The 16,934-nt window shown below is 66.1% G+C and carries 16 protein-coding genes; 4 read left to right on the forward strand and 12 right to left on the reverse strand.

Going from position 1 to position 16,934, the window contains the following annotated elements:
• The first annotated feature begins 70 nt into the window (after positions 1-70).
• Together IAG41_RS08620 and IAG41_RS08625 are read left to right on the forward strand one after the other, a co-directional pair.
• On the forward strand, positions 71-580 hold the full coding sequence (locus IAG41_RS08620; RefSeq protein ID WP_187728206.1) for a DUF1993 family protein: 510 nt from the start codon (positions 71-73) through the stop codon (positions 578-580).
• Positions 577-1,449 (forward strand): 2-dehydropantoate 2-reductase, encoded by an 873-nt coding sequence (locus IAG41_RS08625; RefSeq protein WP_187728207.1) that lies wholly within the window; start codon positions 577-579, stop codon positions 1,447-1,449. Before IAG41_RS08620 ends, IAG41_RS08625 begins: the two co-directional genes overlap by 4 nt.
• Positions 1,450-1,585: 136 nt before the next feature.
• Here IAG41_RS08625 and IAG41_RS08630 read toward each other — a convergent pair whose 3' ends face one another.
• The 9 genes from IAG41_RS08630 to lepA all read right to left on the reverse strand — a co-directional run bounded on the left by IAG41_RS08630 (position 1,586) and on the right by lepA (position 11,541).
• Complete coding sequence (locus tag IAG41_RS08630; protein ID WP_187728208.1) at positions 1,586-1,960, reverse strand: ammonium transporter; 375 nt, start codon at positions 1,958-1,960, stop codon at positions 1,586-1,588.
• Entirely contained in the window at positions 1,957-2,253 is a 297-nt protein-coding gene (locus IAG41_RS08635; RefSeq protein WP_187728209.1) for an autorepressor SdpR family transcription factor, read from the reverse strand. The genes IAG41_RS08630 and IAG41_RS08635 overlap by 4 nt, the downstream gene beginning before the upstream one ends.
• A 112-nt stretch (positions 2,254-2,365) precedes the next feature.
• The gene (locus tag IAG41_RS08640; protein WP_187728210.1) at positions 2,366-2,977 is read right to left on the reverse strand and encodes an ATP-binding cassette domain-containing protein; all 612 of its coding nucleotides are present in this window, start codon (positions 2,975-2,977) and stop codon (positions 2,366-2,368) included.
• Positions 2,967-3,656 carry a molybdate ABC transporter permease subunit gene (gene modB / locus IAG41_RS08645; RefSeq protein WP_187728211.1) on the reverse strand — a complete coding sequence of 230 codons (690 nt, stop codon included), beginning with the start codon at positions 3,654-3,656 and terminating at the stop codon, positions 2,967-2,969. Before modB ends, IAG41_RS08640 begins: the two co-directional genes overlap by 11 nt.
• A 1-nt stretch (position 3,657) precedes the next feature.
• Entirely contained in the window at positions 3,658-4,422 is a 765-nt protein-coding gene (modA, locus tag IAG41_RS08650; RefSeq protein ID WP_187728212.1) for a molybdate ABC transporter substrate-binding protein, read from the reverse strand.
• Between the two features lie 60 nt (positions 4,423-4,482).
• Positions 4,483-5,541 carry a glycosyltransferase family 2 protein gene (locus IAG41_RS08655; protein ID WP_187728213.1) on the reverse strand — a complete coding sequence of 353 codons (1,059 nt, stop codon included), beginning with the start codon at positions 5,539-5,541 and terminating at the stop codon, positions 4,483-4,485.
• Positions 5,538-8,048 carry a DegT/DnrJ/EryC1/StrS family aminotransferase gene (locus IAG41_RS08660; protein WP_187728214.1) on the reverse strand — a complete coding sequence of 837 codons (2,511 nt, stop codon included), beginning with the start codon at positions 8,046-8,048 and terminating at the stop codon, positions 5,538-5,540. The genes IAG41_RS08655 and IAG41_RS08660 overlap by 4 nt, the downstream gene beginning before the upstream one ends.
• A gap of 192 nt (positions 8,049-8,240) precedes the next feature.
• Positions 8,241-9,500: an NF038122 family metalloprotease gene (locus tag IAG41_RS08665; protein ID WP_187728215.1), complete on the reverse strand. Its 1,260-nt coding sequence runs from the start codon at positions 9,498-9,500 to the stop codon at positions 8,241-8,243.
• A 229-nt stretch (positions 9,501-9,729) separates the two neighbouring features.
• Positions 9,730-11,541: a translation elongation factor 4 gene (gene lepA, locus IAG41_RS08670; protein WP_187728216.1), complete on the reverse strand. Its 1,812-nt coding sequence runs from the start codon at positions 11,539-11,541 to the stop codon at positions 9,730-9,732.
• 175 nt (positions 11,542-11,716) lie between these two features.
• On the opposite strand from lepA, the gene IAG41_RS08675 reads away from it, so the two are divergent.
• Together IAG41_RS08675 and IAG41_RS08680 are read left to right on the forward strand one after the other, a co-directional pair.
• Positions 11,717-12,469 carry a CsgG/HfaB family protein gene (locus IAG41_RS08675; protein WP_187728217.1) on the forward strand — a complete coding sequence of 251 codons (753 nt, stop codon included), beginning with the start codon at positions 11,717-11,719 and terminating at the stop codon, positions 12,467-12,469.
• A 54-nt stretch (positions 12,470-12,523) separates the two neighbouring features.
• Positions 12,524-13,234 (forward strand): DUF72 domain-containing protein, encoded by a 711-nt coding sequence (locus IAG41_RS08680; RefSeq protein WP_187728218.1) that lies wholly within the window; start codon positions 12,524-12,526, stop codon positions 13,232-13,234.
• Positions 13,235-13,293: 59 nt separating this feature from the next.
• On the opposite strand, the gene IAG41_RS08685 is transcribed toward IAG41_RS08680, so the two are convergent.
• The 3 genes from IAG41_RS08685 to pnuC form a co-directional block, all read right to left on the reverse strand.
• The gene (locus tag IAG41_RS08685) at positions 13,294-15,597 is read right to left on the reverse strand and encodes a TonB-dependent receptor (protein WP_187728219.1); all 2,304 of its coding nucleotides are present in this window, start codon (positions 15,595-15,597) and stop codon (positions 13,294-13,296) included.
• Positions 15,598-15,786: 189 nt separating this feature from the next.
• Complete coding sequence (locus IAG41_RS08690) at positions 15,787-16,320, reverse strand: AAA family ATPase (protein ID WP_187728220.1); 534 nt, start codon at positions 16,318-16,320, stop codon at positions 15,787-15,789.
• Positions 16,317-16,871 carry a nicotinamide riboside transporter PnuC gene (pnuC, locus tag IAG41_RS08695; RefSeq protein ID WP_187728221.1) on the reverse strand — a complete coding sequence of 185 codons (555 nt, stop codon included), beginning with the start codon at positions 16,869-16,871 and terminating at the stop codon, positions 16,317-16,319. The genes IAG41_RS08690 and pnuC overlap by 4 nt, the downstream gene beginning before the upstream one ends.
• Positions 16,872-16,934: the final 63 nt, after the last annotated feature.

A 16,934-nucleotide genomic window follows, 5' to 3' on the forward strand; every position in this document is an offset into this window, starting at 1 on the left:
GTCGAATAAAGCCGGGCCGATGCCGATATGCCCGTTCCCTTCGGTGCAGCGCTCGCCTATCTGCAGCGCCATGGCCACCGAACTCTATGACCTCACGGTCCCCGTCTATCTCCGCGCTTTCGCGGCGATGTCCGCTTTCCTCGAAAAGGGTCGTGCCTATGCCGACGAGCAGGGCATCGCCCATGACGAGCTGCTGAACACGCGCCTCTACGAGGACATGGCGACACTCGCCGGCCAGGTGCAGCGCGCGAGCGACGGCGCCAAGTTCGCGATCGCGCGGCTGGCCGGGGTCGAAGCGCCTTCGATGCCCGATACCGAAGCGAGCTTCGACGAGCTCCAGGCGCGGATCGCGGCGACGGTCGAGTTCCTCAACTCGGTGCCGCGCGACAAGATCGACGGGCGCGAAGACGCCGATATCGAGGTTAAGACCCCGCGCACCGGCTTCCACTTCAAGGGCCTGGGCTATGTCCTCGGCTTCGCGACGCCGAACATCTATTTCCACGTGACCACCGCGTACGGAATCCTGCGCCACAAGGGCGTGCCGGTGGGCAAGATGGACTATCTCGGCGGCATCCGGTGATCCGCATCGCCGTCATCGGCGCCGGCGCGATCGGCGGCACCCTGGCGGCGTGGCTGGCGCAGGACGAGACGCATCAGGTCACTTTGTGCGCGCGATCACCGCTGGGAGATCTCGAAGTCGAGACCCCCGAGGGTGTGATTTACGCGAAGCCGCGCATCCTGACCGATCCCGCCGAGGCAGCGCCGGTCGATTGGGTATTGGCGACCACCAAGACCTATGACTGCGCCGCGGCGGCGGCCTGGCTGCCCGGACTGATGGGGCCGACGACCCGCCTCGCGGTGATCCAGAACGGCGTCGAGCAGCGCGACCGCTTCCCCAGCGTGCCGGCGCAGCGCACGGTGCCCGTCATCATCGACTTGCCCGCCGAGCGCACCGCGCCGGGCCGGATCATCCAGCGCCGCTCGGGCACGATCCATGTTCCCGAGGGCGAGGCCGGCGAAAGCTTCGTCGCACTGTTCACGGACACGCCGATCGACGCTGCGACGACACCCGATTTCATCACCGCCGCCTGGCGCAAGCTCGCGATCAATTGCTCGGGCATCGTCAGCGCGCTGACCCGGCGCGCCGCCGAGGTCGCCAATGACGAGGGCGTCGCCGAGGTGATGCGCGGCCTGGTGCGCGAATGCATCGCGGTGGGCCGTGCCGAGGGCGCCGACCTGCCCGACGACCTTGTCGACAAGGTGGTGACCTGGACGCGCAAGGCGCATCCGCAATCGGTGAATTCGCTCCACGCGGACCTGCTCGCCGGGCGCCGCATGGAAATCGACGCGCGCAACACCGTGATCGTCCGACTGGGCAACATTCACGGCATCCCCGCCCCCCTCAACGCCGCCTGCGCGGCGCTGCTGGCGGCGTCGGTGGCGGGCTGATCCCGGCCTTGCAAGATGTCGGCTGCAAGGTGGTCAAGTCCTCACAGCATGAGGGCGCCGCCTTGGACGATGTCATCGAGCCTCTCATCGCCGAGGATCGGGCCGTGAGGCTCGCGAGCCCCGAAGGTAGCCGGAATCAGGCAGCTTTCGCCTTGTTCCGCAGCGACAGGCAATAGCCGAGCGTCACCGCTATCCCCGCTAGGACCGCGCCGCTCCCGCCGATTACCGCCACCGGGATCGGCGCGAACGCCCATAGCCCGGCATAGATTAGCCCGCTCAACACCAGTGACCAGGCTGCAACCCGCCTGGCCTGGCGGGCACGGGCGCTCGGGACGAATGTCTTGGGCATCCGGTTGCCGTACCAGGCGATCATGAGCCCGTTCAGGCCGATGACCACCCTCGTGACCGTGTCGCTGTCGACATAGCCGAGCTGGCGCGCGGCGGTCATGCCAAGCGCCACGGCGACGATGCCGCCGCCCCAGGCAAAGCTCCCGATCAGGTCCTTGTTCATCGTGCGGTCTCCTTGTTGGGCTCCGGCGCCTCCGCGCCGAGGCCGAACGAATGGACGAAGCCCAGCAGCGCCTCTTCGAGCACCGAGAGCTTCAGGTGATAGATGACGGATTTGCCGGCCTTCTCGGTGTGCACCAAGTCGGCTTCCCTCAGCACCGCAAAGTGCGCCGACATCGTCGGCTTGGAGACGTCGAACTGGTCGCTGAGCTCGCCCGCGCTCATCGGCCCCTTGCGCAGGAGCTGCAGCACCCGCCGGCGGGTAGGGTCGGAAAGGGCTCTGAACACCTGCGTCATAATAAGACGATTAGCTAATCATCTAAATATGTCAAGCGAGTCATTCGACCTTGGTGGAATGGTGCAGGCGCGTTGCCGTGAACCTAGCCAACTTTTCCGGGTTTCGGCGCGGTCAGATCGCAACGATACGACTCCCCAGCCGCTCGGCTTCCTCGCGATCGTGGGTGACCATCAGGATCGGCAGGCGAACCGTATCGCGCAGCCGTTCGAGCAGCGCCATGATTTCCTCGCGGCGCGCGCGGTCGAGCGACGACAAAGGCTCGTCGAGCAGCAGGAAGGCGGGGTTCGAGAGCAGCGCCCGGCCGATCGCCACGCGGCGCGCCTCCCCGCCCGAAAGCGTGCGTGGCCAGCGATCGAGCAGTTTGACGATGCCGAGCAGTGCGATCGTCTCATCCACGTCCACCGCCCCCTCGCCCGCACGCCAGCCATAGAGCAGATTGGCGCGGACGCGCATGTGCGGGAACAGCCGCGCCTCCTGGAAGACATAGCCTGCGCGGCGGGTCTCGGGCGGCTCGTTGACCGCGATCTCGGCGTCGAACAACGTCTCGCCATTCACGCGGACATGGCCGCGATCGGGTTCGATCAGCCCGGCGACCATGTTGAGCACGCTGGTCTTGCCCGCGCCCGAGGGGCCGAACAGCACGGTCAGGCCGGGACCGGGCTCGATCCGGCAGGCGATCTCGGCATCGCCCAGCCGCTTGGCGACATCGACGTCAAAGAACATGGGTGCCCCTGCCCGCGCGGCGCGCGATCAGTTCGGACGCGATCAACGCTCCGAGCGAGAGCAGGACGGAGATGCCGGCGAGGCGAAGCACCAACCCCTCCCCGCCCGGTGTCTGCAGCGCGGCATAGATGGCGAGCGGCAGCGTTTGGGTCTCGCCGGGCACATTCGAGACGAAGGTGATCGTCGCGCCGAACTCGCCGAGCGCGCGGGCGAAGCCGAGCACGACGCCGGCAATCACGCCGGGCAGACTTAGCGGCAGTGTGATCGTGCGGAAGGTGCGCGCAGGCGAGGCGCCGAGGGTGCGCGAGGCCTGTTCGAGGCGCCGGTCGACCGCCTCGATCGAGAGGCGGATCGCCCGGACCATCAGCGGGAGCGCCATCACCGCGGCCGCGATCGCCGCGCCGGTCCAGCGGAACAGGACGGTGACGCCGAACCAGCTCTGGAGCCAATGGCCGAGCGGACCGGCGGGGGCGAAGGCGAGGAGCAGCAGCCAGCCGGTGACGACCGGCGGAATCACCAGCGGGAGATGCACCAGCGCGTCGACCAGTATCTTGCCGGGGAAGCGCGCGCGGGCAAGCAGCCAGGCTAGCGCGAAGGCAATTGGCAGCACCGCGAGCACCGCCACGCCGCCGACCTTGAGCGACAGGACGACGATCCCCCATTCCTCGGGCGTCAGCATTTCAGAGCGGCGCGAAGCCGAAGCGCGTGAAGATCGCTTTGCCCTCGCGCGACAGCAGGAAGGCACGGAAAGGCTCGGCATCAGGGCTGGTCGAGGTTTTGAGGCGGGCGAGCGGGTAGCGGATCGGCGGATGGCTGTTCGCCGGGAAGGTGCCGGCGATGCGGACCTTCGCCGAGGCATGCGCGTCGGTGAGGTAGACGATGCCGAAGGAAGCCGCGCCGCGCTCGACGAACGACAGCGCGGCGCGGACATTCTCGGCACGGATCACCCTGGGCGCGACCGCAGGCCAGATGCCGAACTTCTCGAGCGCCGCCTTACCGTATTTGCCTGCCGGAACCGACTCCGGATCGGCCATTGCCAGGCGCCCGTCACCCAGCAGCGCGGGCAGGTTGCTGCGCGGGCCGAGCACGACATTGCGCGGATCGGAGCGCGGCGCGACGAGCACGAGGCGATTGCCGAGGAACGGCGCGCGCGTGCCGGGGACGATCAGCCCGCGCCGCTCGACATCGTCCATCCAGGGTTCGTCGGCGGAGACGAAGAGGTCGGCCGGCGCGCCCGCTACGACCTGGCGGGCGAGTGCGGAGGAAGCGGCAAAGCTGAGCACCGGCCGGGCATGCCCCTTGCGCGCCCAGGCGTCGGCCGCGGCATTCATCGATTCCTGGAGGCTGGCGGCGGCAAGCACCAGCGGCGCACGGGGTGCGGCGAATGCGCGGGGGGCCGCCAGCACGGCAGCGATTCCGCAGAGGAGACTTCGCCGATCGACCATCGCTTAACCTGCGGATTACGCCTGCCTCGGCTATGCCGCACAAGCCGCCCTCCGGGCAAGTCAGCTGCGCGCGAGACCCCGCCGGATCGCCCGCATGCCACCGATCAACTGGCTCACCATCAGGTCGGCGGGCTTGCCGTCGCCAAGCGCCACGGCGCTGGGTCGGTCGGCGAGCGCGTGGTGGAGCCGGAGCGTGCCCGAGCGGATGCCGGCGCGGCACATCCGCCACCACAGGCGCGAGATCTCGCGGTCGACCCAGGCGAGCTCGGTGGACGAATAGGTGCCGCCCTTCTCGAAATCGGCGCGGAGTGCGGCGATGCCGGCGAACAGACGTTCGAGCGCGTGGCGATCTGAAACGGGTTCGCAGGCCATGACGTGGCGGACCAGCAGCGCCGCGAAATCGGCCGAAGCCTCGCCCAGCAACGCGTGGTGGCGATCGGTGAGCAGCTTCTCGCCATGCGCGCGCATGATGCCGTTATAGACCTGCGACGCGCCCAGCGCATGGCAGCGATAGAGCGTCAGGACTTCGTCGATCTGGGTGAGGCGGCCGAAGGGGCGCAGCCGGTGATAGAGGTCGAAATCCTCGACATAGCGCAGCTCGGGGCGCTCAAGCGGATCGAGACGATGCGCGGCGTCGGCGCGGAACATCACCGACGACCAGACCAGCGGATTGCGGATCAAGATCAGCCAGTCGATCAGCGCGGGCGGCATCGGGCGCGGCCAGTTGCCGGGCTCGACGGCGCCTTCGATCAGGAAATCGGCGGCAGTGCTGACCAGCACGGCTTCGTCATGCGCATCTAGAAAGGCGACCTGACGCGCAAAGCGTTCGGGCAGCGCGATATCGTCCTGGTCGAGCCCGGCGATGTAGCGCCCCCGTGCCTCGGCAAAGGCACGGTTGCGGGCGATGACCGGACCGTGGTTGGTCTCCGAGACGATCACCCGGACGCGCGGATCGGCGAAATCGCGGAGTACCTGCACCGTCTCATCGCGCGAGCCGTCGTCGACGGCGATCAGCTCCCAATCCGCAAGCGTCTGGGCACGAAGGCTCGCCAGCGTCTCGGGCAGCAGCGCGGCGCCGTTGTATGTCGCCATGATGATCGAGACGGTGGGATCGCTCATGCGGCGCGGCGTACCGCTTCGTCGAGAAGCTGATCGACGATCATCCGGCCGATATCGTTCTGCCACAGCCACAGGCCATTGGCCTTGCCGCTGAAGCTCGCCTCGCCGCCCAGCTTTCCTTCGGGGACGAAGCCCGAGGCGAGGCCGATGCCATAGACGCCGGGAACGGGATTCCCCTCGGCGTCCATCACGCGGCATTGCTGGTCGACCAGACGCGGGCGGCCGGGCGCGTCGGCCGCCAGCACGATGCGGGCGCCGTCGGCATCGAACAGCGGCAGAGCCCGCGGGCGATAACCCAGCGCGCCGATAACGATGTCCGCATTCGCCAGTTCGGCACGAACCGCTTCGTCGTCCTCGCCGCTAATCTGCCGGAGCGCGACGCGCGGATCGGGCGCCCGCCCGCCGATCCCGAGCATGCGCAGCACCAGCTCGCGCGCCTCCAGCCGGAAGCCGGCGAGGCGATAGACGAAGCCGCTCAACGGGCAGATGTCGTCGGGGCCGAAATCGGTGAAGCCATCGGCATGCGCTTCTTCGGCGGAACGGTAGAAAGGCCGCAGCGCGCGGCGGTGATAGAGTGCAAGTGCCCCGGCGCCGAGCGGGAGCGCGGGTGCGGCCTTGAGCATCAGCGCCGCGGCGGCGAGCGCGCTGGTCGACCCGCCGACGATGGCGATTCGGGGCGCGTGCGTATCGGCGACGCGTTTGCGGAGGCGATCGAGACCGCCAAGGCGCAGGAAATCGTCGCCGAGCATCAAGCGCTTGCCGGCGATCTCGCCGAGCGGCGCGCCCGCGACCGTTTCGGCCTCGACATGCTCGCGCGCCTGGTAGCCGCCGGTGGCGATGACGAGGTTTGCGGCGCGCATCAGCCGCTCCTCGCCGGTGAGCAGGTTGCGTACCCGCGCGGCCCAATCGCCGTCGGCGGTGCGGCGTGCCTCCAGGACTTCGCTGCGCGTCGCGACGGTGCCGCCATTTTCGGCAACGATCGCGGCGAGCCGCGCGCCGGTGGCTTCGAGCAGCGGGGTCGCGCGGGTAAGCGGCACACCCAGTGCGCCGATATGCATCGCGACTTCCTGACCCGAATGATGCTGGGTCAGTGCGGCAATATCGCCGTGGACATTGTCCTTGACCGCGGTGAGGAAAGTTTCGGCGGTGCTGTCCGAGGTGATCGCATAGCCGCCGATCTCGCCGCGGCCGAGCACCGCGTCGCGCTCGACGATCGCGAGCCCGGCCTTGGCCAGCGCGACGAGTTGGTCGCCCTTGGTTGCGGCGGTGAGCAAGGCGGTGCCGGCGGGGCCTCCGCCGATGACGAGCGCGGAGTGGACCGTGCGACCGCGCCGTTCGGTGCGCAGCCCGTCAAGGCCGGAATGATTGCACGCGTCGATCAGCGAGTCGCATACACGGCCGACATCGTCCTCGGTCATCGTGTCGGTGATCGGCAGCGACAGGATACGGCCGGCGACGTCGTCGCATACCGGCACCGGCTCGATCAGCGCCTGCGAACGGAACCAGGGCTGCTCGGCGAGATGCGGGCTGAAATAATGACCGGCGCCGATGCCCATCTCCGCCAGCGCGGCGATGATCGCGGCGCGGTGCCCGGCAAAGGGGCGCGGCAGCAGCAGCGACTGGAACTGGAGCGCCGCACGGGCACCGCGCAGCTCCTGAAACTCGAAGCTCTTCTCGCGCGCGAACTGGCCCAGCCTTTCGCGATAGACGCGGTCTAGACCGGCGCGATGCGCGGCGAGAGTCTCGATCTGGTCGAGCTTGGCTGCCGCTACCAGGCCCAGGGCCTCGGGCAATTTGGCGTTGAGGCCGGGCCCTTCGGCCGAACGGCCGCCGGCAAAGCCGAAATTGGACATTTGACGCAGCGATTCGATCAGCTGCGCGTCGCCGCTGTGGATCAGCCCGCCCTCGGCGGTTGCGAACACCTTTGTCGCGTGCATCGAATGGACGATCGCGAAGGGCGCGCCCGCGCCGAAGCTACGGCCCGCGGCATCGCGCGCGCCGAGCGAGGCCGCCGCATCGATCACCACGCCGACGCCGCGCTCGTCCCGATAGCGGCGATAGCGCTCGATATCGATCGCCGCGCCGAAGGTGGCATAGGGCACGACCACCGCGATGCGGCTGCCGTGGCGCTCGAATGCCGCGGCCTCGGCCGCCGCGCTCGATGCCCAATCGTCGGGATCGATGTCGCACAGGAGCGGCGTCAGCCCTGCCCATTGCGCGGCGTGCGCGGTCGCGGCGAAGGTAAAGCTGGGGATGAGCGCCAGCGCGCCGGTGCCCGCGCGCGGACCCGCGGCGTGGCGGATCGCCATCATCAGCCCGATCGTCGCGTTGTTGACCGCCAGGCAATCGCCGACGCCGCCGAACAGCCGTTCGGTGACCGCGGCCTCGAAGCCGCGCACCACGGGCCCGCCGTTCGAATAGATACCGCGCGCCTCGATTTCGCGCAGGCCGCCGCCCAGTTCGCTCAGCTTCGGCGGATGCGGCGCAATCAGCGGCAGCCGATCCATGCAATTCTCCCCAGCGGTGATTCCGGCCCAGGAGCACGGATCAGGATCGCGGGAATGTGACAGCGAGCGCCTTAGAATTGGTAAAAGCCGCGCCTTCGCCTTCGCTTATGCGCGAGACATTTCACACGAGAAGGCAAAGAAAAAGGCCGGCCCGGGCATCCCCGGACCGACCCAATTCTTGATCAGCAGCGATCAGGCGGCGAGCAGCGCGCCCGACTTCTGGTCGCGACGGCGGCGCATGAAGCCACCGACCACACCGAAGCCGAGGAGCATCGTGCCCCAAGCCATCGGCTCGGGAACGCCCGTCACGTTGCGGAAGATCGCATCGGTGTTGATCGTGTACTTCTTGTTGCCGAGAACGTCGAAGTTGATGTTCCAGCCGATCGCATCGAACGCCGCGAGATCGGTGCCCGAGATCACGCCCATCTCGCCGTAGCAGAAGGTGGGGTCCATGATGCCGATCTGGTTGTAGCCATTGCAGCCGCCCGGGCTCGCAGTGTCCTTGAAGTGCGAAGCCTGGCGGCCGTCGCCATTATAGGCACCGGTCGAGAACAGCGAACCGTCATCGAACTGGCTCGCACCGCCGTCGATCGAGAAGTACGAAGCCGTGTTGTACGACCAATCGAGCACCGCACCCGAGCCAGGGACGAGGTTGGTCGGATCGTTGCTGTAGCGGAACAGGTCGAGGATGTTGCCGACCGTATTGATGTCCCAGTTGATCGTGGTGACCGAACCGTTCGGGCCGAGCGGACCATAAGCGTCATAGGTATCGACACCGCTGGTGAAGCCCAGCGCGTGGCCGATCTCGTGGATCGCAACGCCGATGAAGTCCATATAGCCGGCGGAGATGCCGTCGGTCGGATCGAAATCGAAGTTGAACGCGGTGCTGAACGTCACCGCCGCATCGACCGTGGCGGTCGGCAGGACATAGCCGAGCGCCTTCAGATTGGCGCGCGTGCCGGAGACCGTTCCGTTATCCTTGGTGTCGTTGGTGTCGTAGATCTTGACGTTGCTGAGCTTGCCGACGCCCTGCGGTCCGTTGCGGATCATGTCGATCGTGCCGACGGTGCCGAACGGTGAACCGACATTGCCCGAACCGGTCAGAGCCGGAAGAACCAGGCCCGCGTCGAGCGCGCTGTTGCCATTCGCGATCATCGCGTCCTCGACGTCCTGGATCGCCACGCCGAACTTCGGCGAGCTGGTCGAACCGATGATGCCGCTCCCGAGCGCGGCATATTTGACGCCCAGATTGACCGTCACATTGTTGGTGAGGACGCTTTCCCAATAAGCAGCGGCGATCTTGAAGCCCTGCTCGGACGCGCTGCCGGTGACGCCGCCCTGGTCGATCAGATTGATGTGCAACTGGGCCTGCGCCGGAGCCGCGGCGCAGACGAGCGCAATAGCAGCCGCGCCGGACGCAGCAATGCGCTTGAAGGTAAGAGTGTTGATCATGGATTCCCCCTAACTGGCGCAGTTCCCGCCTGCGCAGTGGGGCTAGTTAACGATTTATTACCAAATCCGGTCAAGCGCCTTTCTCGCATCTGCAGAATTATATATTTCCCGATATTGGAAGGCGTAGGACAGGTTTCCGCGAAGAATTCGCTTGACTCCATGAGTCGTGGCACCTGTCCCCGACAGTAGATTCCTAGCTGTCGTGGCACCTGTCCCCGACAGCAGATTCCTAGCTGTCGTCGCCCATGCGGAGCGCCGCGATGAAGGCCTCCTGCGGGATCTGGACGCTGCCATATTCGCGCATGCGCTTCTTGCCCTCTTTCTGCTTGTCGAGGAGCTTGCGCTTGCGGCTGGCGTCGCCGCCATAGCATTTGGCGGTCACGTCCTTGCGCAGCGCAGCGATCGTCTCGCGCGCGACGACCTTGCCGCCGATCGCCGCCTGGATCGGGATCTTGAACAAATGGCGCGGGATCAAGTCCTTCAGCCGCTCGCACATGCCGCGCCCGCGCGCCTCCGCCGTCGAGCGGTGAACGATCATCGACAATGCGTCGACCGGCTCGTTGTTGACGAGGATGCTCATCTTGACGAGGTCGCCCGGACGGTGGCCGATCTGTTCGTAATCGAAGCTCGCATAGCCGCGGCTGATGCTCTTCAGGCGATCGTAAAAGTCGAACACGACTTCGTTGAGCGGCAGCTCATAGGTCAGCTGCGCGCGGCCGCCGACATAGGTCAGGTCCCGCTGGATACCGCGGCGATCCTGACAGAGCTTGAGGATCGAGCCGAGATATTCGTCGGGAACGTAGATCACCGCCTTGATCCACGGCTCCTCGATCTCAGCGATCCGAGTGGGATCTGGCATATCGGCGGGATTGTGGAGCTCGATCGAGCGCGGCTCGGCCTCGCCTGCCGCCTTGGTGAGTAGGAGCTTGTAGACCACCGACGGTGCGGTGGTGATCAGATCGAGATCATATTCGCGGGTCAGCCGCTCCTGGATGATCTCCAGGTGGAGCAGTCCGAGGAAACCGCAGCGGAAGCCGAAACCGAGCGCGGCCGAGGTCTCCATCTCGAAGCTGAACGACGCGTCGTTGAGGCGCAGCTTCGAGATGCTCTCGCGCAGTTTCTCGAAATCGGCGGCGTCGACCGGGAACAGCCCGCAGAACACCACCGGCTGGACTTCCTTGAAGCCCGGCAATGCCTCGGCGGCGGGGCGCTTGGCATCGGTGATGGTGTCGCCGACGCGGGTCTGGGCGACTTCCTTGATCTGGGCGGTGATGAAGCCGATCTCGCCGGGGCCGAGATCGCTCAGCTGCTCGATCTTGGGGCGGAAGCAGCCGACGCGATCGACCAGATGAACCGACCCCTCCTGCATGAACTTGATCTGCTGGCCCTTACGGATCGATCCGTCGATCACCCGCACCAGGATGACGACGCCGAGATACGGATCGTACCAGCTGTCGACGAGCATCGCCTTCAACGGCGCGTTGACGTCGCCGTTCGGCGCCGGGATGCGCTCGACGATCGCGTCGAGCACCTCTTCGATGCCGATGCCGGACTTGGCGCTGGTCAGCACGGCGTTGGACGCATCGATCCCGATGATCTCCTCGATCTCGTGCCGGACCTTTTCGGGTTCGGCCGAGGGGAGATCGATCTTGTTGATGACCGGGATGATCTCGTGATCATGCTCGATCGACTGATAGACGTTCGCCAGCGTCTGCGCCTCGACGCCCTGCGCGGCGTCGACCACCAGCAGCGCGCCCTCGCAGGCGGCCAGGCTGCGCGAGACTTCATAGGCGAAGTCGACGTGGCCCGGCGTGTCCATCAGGTTGAGGATATGGCCCTTCCAGTCGAGGCGCACGGTCTGCGCCTTGATGGTGATGCCGCGCTCCTTCTCGATATCCATATTGTCGAGCACCTGCGCGCTCATCTCGCGCTCGGTGAGGCCGCCGGTGCGCTGGATCAGCCGATCGGCAAGCGTCGACTTGCCGTGATCGATGTGCGCGATGATCGAGAAATTGCGGATGCGGGAAAGTTCGGTCGACATGGTGGCGGGCGCTTAGCAGCTTGGCGGCGAAAGCCAAAGCCGCTCGCGCCCCTGTTCGTCGAGCGCCGGTTTTGCTAGGGTCTGCGCGATCACGGCCGGGGACGACGCGGGACAATATCCTGCGCGAATGGGCGCACGCGGGCCGCTTGACGCTAAAGAGTGGGAGAAGGCTAGAATGCGTAAGTTGATGCTCGGACTGGGCGCGATCGCGGCCCTGTCGATGGTGGCGGCTGCGCCCGCCCAGGCGCAGAAGAAGCAGGACAAATCCTCGGGCCGCAAGGCGCAGGAACGCGGCATGCGCGAGATTCCGCGGTGCGCGAGGAGCCTGGGCACGATCTCGATCGTCGAGCCCGACACCCAGTGGTGGCGGGACTATAATCTGGGCAGCCCCGAAGCGGTGCTCAAGGTGTTCGTCCAGCAATCGGGCTGCTTCAGCCTGGTCAATCGCGGCCGAGCGCTGCAGAGCCGCGCGATGGAGCGCGCCATGGCCGATAGCGGCGAGATGCAGCGCGGCTCGAACATGGGCAAGGGCCAGGTCAAGGCCGCAGACTTCTTCCTCGAGCCGAACATCGTCTCGGGCAACAGCAATTCGGGCGGCGGCAATATCGGCGGAGCGCTCGGCGGGCTGATCGGCGGCCGCTTCGGCGCGATAGCCGGCGGGATCAACATCAAGAAGAAAGAAGCCAATGTCACGCTGAGCATGGTCAACGCCCGCACCACCGAGGAATCGGTGACGGAAGGCTATTCGCGCAAGACCGATATCGGTTTCGGCGCTGGCGGCGGCGCCGGCTGGTGGGGCGGTTTTGCCGCAGCCGGCGGCGGCGGGTACCAGAACACCGAGATCGGCCAGGTGATCGTGCTCGCGTATCTCGACGCCTATATCAAGATGGTCCAGCAACTCGGCGGGCTCCCGCAAGGCGACTATTGATCCCGATCCCCGGGGGCCGGCGGAACCGCCAGCGCTCCCGGGGATTAGCGGCCGGTGACCAGGATACGCACCGGAACCGCCGCCTGGGCTCTACCCAGCCCGGTGCGCGATCGTTTCCCGCCCGCGGCCAGCAATCTCGAACGCTATGCCGGGCGCTTCGATGCGACGGAAATCAACTCGAGCTTCTATCGTCCTCATCGCCCGGCAACCTATGCCCGCTGGGCCGCGAGCGTGCCCGAGGATTTCCGCTTCTCGGTCAAGCTGCCGCGGACGATCACCCACGAAGCCAGGCTGCGGGATTGCAAGACGCTGGTCGAGCGTTTCGCGGCGGAAACTGCCGCGCTCGGCGCCAAGCGCGGCCCGGTGCTGGTGCAGCTGCCGCCGCGCCTGGCCTTTGACACGGGCGTCGTGGGCGCCTTCTTCGCGCTGCTGACCAGGACAATCCACGGGCCGATCGTCTGTGAACCGCGCCACCCGAGCTGGTTCGATCCCGATGCGGAAGCGCTGCTGATCGACCACCGTGTCGCGCGGGTCGCCGCCGATCCGGCGCCGGTTCCTGCCGCTGCATTGCCTGGCGGCTGGCCCGGCCTGGCCTATTTCCGCTTGCACGGCAGCCCCAGGCCCTATTGGTCGAGCTACGACCAGGCGGCGCTCGACCATTGGGCGACGCTGGCGCGGGCAACTGGGGCCGAGACCTGGGTGATTTTCGACAATACCGCCAGCGGCGCGGCCACCGCGAACGCTCTGGAGTTCGGCGCGCGCTGAAAAGAAAGGCCCGGCGGCGATCGCTCGCCGCCGGGCCCGTATTTCCCGGGAAGGGAAGCTTACTTGATCCGGCCGCTGAGCGAGACGCCGATGATCCGCGGCTCGTTGAGCACGGCGGCCATGTAGTTCTCGATCACGCCCTTGAGGTTCTTCTCGTTGGTGATGTTGCGCGCGAACACCGCGAGCTCATAGGCGCCGTCATTGCCCGAATAGCCGATCTTCAGGCCGCCCTCGAAATTGCCGTCTGAGAAGAACTCGTCGGTCTTGTAGAGGACATAGTTGGTGTAGCCCTGAACGTTCCAGTCGGTCGACACGAACACCTTGCCCTTCTCGAACACCGGAATGTCGTAGCGCGCCGAGATATTGAAGTTCCACTTCGGCGCGTTCGGCAGCGGATTACCGTCGATCTGCGCGAACTTGGTCGGCACGCCGAACACCGGGAGCGTGATCGTTGGATCGTTGACCGTGCAGACCGTAACGCCGTTCAGCGTGCAGACCTGCGCGTAGACGCGCTTGTCCTTGATTTCGGTATGCAGATAGCTCGCGCCCGCCGAAATCGCGAGGTTGCGGATCGGACGCCAGTCCATCTCCGCCTCGGCGCCATAAGCCTTGGCCTTGTCGGCGTTGAACAGCACGCCGTTGCCGTTCGAATCATTGCCGTTCAGCTGGATGTCGTCGACCGTGTAGGTGAAGGCCGAGGCATTGAAGCGCAAAGTGCGGCCGATCGTGCTCTTGGAGCCGGCCTCCCAAGACAGGATCGTTTCGGAATTCGCGGTGGTGAAATCCGAGTTGAACACGGCCGAGCGGCCCTGGATGGTCGGTCCGCGGAAGCCCTTGGCGACGCGCGCATAGAGGCTGACGTCCGGGCTCACCTCATAGAGCGCGCTCACATCCCAGCTCGGCTTGGTGTCCGACAGGCGGACATGGCGACGGCCGGGATAGGTGACGGCACCCGCGGCGGTGTCGGCGGTCTTGAGCAGGTCGGTGGTCTTGGTGTCCCGCGTGATGCGGGCGCCGCCGGTGAGGGTCAGCTTCGGAAGGATCTCGTAGCTTGCCTGGCCGAACAGCGCCCAGGAGGTGTTGACGTCGTGCAGGCGCACCCAGTTGTTCGGGTTGCGTGCCGCTGTCGTCAGGAACCAGGCGCGCTGGTAGAATTCGGTGACGTCGCGCTGATCGAAATACATGCCGCCGAACTGCCACTTGAGCGGGCCGTCAGTGTCGCTGGCGAGACGGACTTCCTGGGTCCACTGGTCGAGATCGCGCAAGCGGCCCATCGATTCGCCGAAACCATTGGCCACACCATTGACCGGATAATCCGCGGCAGCGCCGCCATCAGTGTCGCCACGGCTATAGCCATTGCTGGTCTCGTACGCGGTGATCGAGGTCAGCGTGACGCCGCCGAAATCATAGGTCGAGTTCAGCGAGCCGCCGAAGGTGTTGTAATCCTGCGGATTGTCCATCGCCTCGTCGAAGCGGACGGTGTCGCGCGAGACGTTGCTGACGTCGTTCGAGCCCTTCTTGAGCGCCTGGCGCAGGAACAGGGTCGAGGTGCCGTTATACTGGCGCCCATGCACCGAGCCGAGGATCGACCAGTCCGACGTTGGCGTGACCAGGACCTGGAAACGCAGGTCGCGCTCGTCGAAGCCGCCCATGGAGTTCTTGCGTGGGCCGACCGTGCCGTCGGCGCTGGGTCCGGCATAAGCGTTGTCGACATAATCGTCGCGGTGCTGGATCAAGCCCGAGAGACGGACAGCGACATTCTCGCCCAGCGGCCCGCCGATGCCGGCGTCCAGGTTGATGCTGTTGTAGCTGCCATAGCTGAGCTGCGCCTGGCCGGAGAGCTCCTGGCTCGGACGGACGGTGTCGAACTTGACGATGCCGGCGGTGGTGTTGCGGCCGAACAGCGAGCCCTGCGGACCGCGCAGCACCTCGACATGGTCGAGGTCATAGACCGGGTTCGACTTGAGCACGACATGCTCAAGGACGACGTCGTCCTGGATGATCGACACGGGCTGCGAGGCGCCGAGATAGAAGTCGATATTGCCGAGCCCGCGAATGTAGAAGCGCGGGAAGATGCGGCCGGTGGTGGTCTCGGCGTAGAAGCTGGGGACCTTGCCCGACAGTGCGAGCAGCGTGTCGTCGCCACCAGCAGTGAAGGTGCGCGCGTCCTGGCCGCCGATCACGGCGACAGAGACGGGAACGTCCTGCTGGTTCTCAGGGCGCCGCTCCGCGGTGACGACGATCTCGTTCAGGTCGGTGCTGCTGGCGTCGGCATTGGTCTGCGCGTCCTGCGCGAAGGCCGTGGCCGAGAAGAAGACGCCGAGCGCCGCGCCGACGAGATAGCGGCTTTTTGCGAATTTCATGTTCAGATCCCCGATACTGGTTGGTCCACCCTGGACATCGGACGCACGACCGGTCGCCGGGAGAATCACATTGGATTCCCGGTTATCCGGTTCTTTTTGCTGGAGGTTTGCGCCCTCTGCGGGCTCGCGGATAAGGGTGGATTATTTCCGGCTGATGACAATCAGGGGACTAATTTCGCATCTGCAGCATCAGCTGGACGCGACGCGCTGCCGCTCCACCTCGATCGCGGCGACGGCACGGGCGAAACGGGCGTCACCCTCCCCGCTAACCAATGCCCAGGGCACGCCGCGGCGATCGAGCTCGGCCTTGGAAAGCGCGAAGAACTTGGCCCGCAGCTCGGGGGTGCCGAACATGCGCGTGCCATCGGGGACCCAAGGCAGATCGATGTCGAACAGCAGGTAGAAATCGGCCGTGCCGGTCCACTCGTCGAACCACGGATCGCGCGCGCCGAACAGCATGTCAGCCCAGACCGCGGTCATCAGCGGATCGGTATCGAGGATCAACGGATCGGCGCCGGTCGACAGCATCATTCGCCTGCCCGCGTCGTGCGTCTTGGCGATCTCGAGCAGGTCGCGCATCGTGAAGTCGACGCCGCGCGCCTCGGCATATTCGCGGCCATATTCCTCGAGCACCTCGCCGCCGAGATGCTTGGCGAGCTGTATCATCAAAGTCGATTTGCCGACGCTTTCGGGCCCGTGGAGGCAAATGGTGCGCGGAATCATGTTCTGGCTTTTGTCCAATCTACAAGGCCCCAGACCGACAGGGCGAAGAATACACCGTAAAGTCCAGCCGTAAGCCAGAGGTCCTTAACCATGAATAGCGGAATCGCGATCAAGTCTACCAGGATCCATAACACCCAGCTTTCCCATTTGCGGCGCGACTGGAGGATCTGCGCGGCAACGCTGATCATCGCAACGCTGCCATCCCACCAGGGATAGGTCGCATCAGTGAAGCGATGCACCAGAGCGCCCCAGGCGGCGATGGCAACCGCGCAGCCGGCGAGCCAGGCGAAGCGGGCGTTTCGGCTCAAGCTCTCGACCCGCACTTCGCCGGTCTGGGCTCGCGACCGTGCCCAGTTCCACCAGCCATAGAGATTGACCGCGAAATAGAAGAGCTGGAGCAGCGCATCGCTGTAGAGCTTGGCGCCGAAGAAGACCCAGGCGTAGAGCGAGACCATCGCCAGCGCGAACGGATAGTTCCAGATGCTGCGCCGCACCACCAGCGTGACATTGATCAGCCCGAACAGGGTGGCGGCAGCTTCGATCGGGCTCACCTGCACCGGTTAGCAGCCAATTCGCCTCGCCGTCGAGAGGGCCGCTTGCCCTCCCCGCCCCGC

Origin of the sequence: Sphingomonas sp. JC676 (assembly GCF_014489075.1) — a bacterium.
In the GTDB taxonomy this organism is placed as follows: domain Bacteria; phylum Pseudomonadota; class Alphaproteobacteria; order Sphingomonadales; family Sphingomonadaceae; genus Sphingomonas.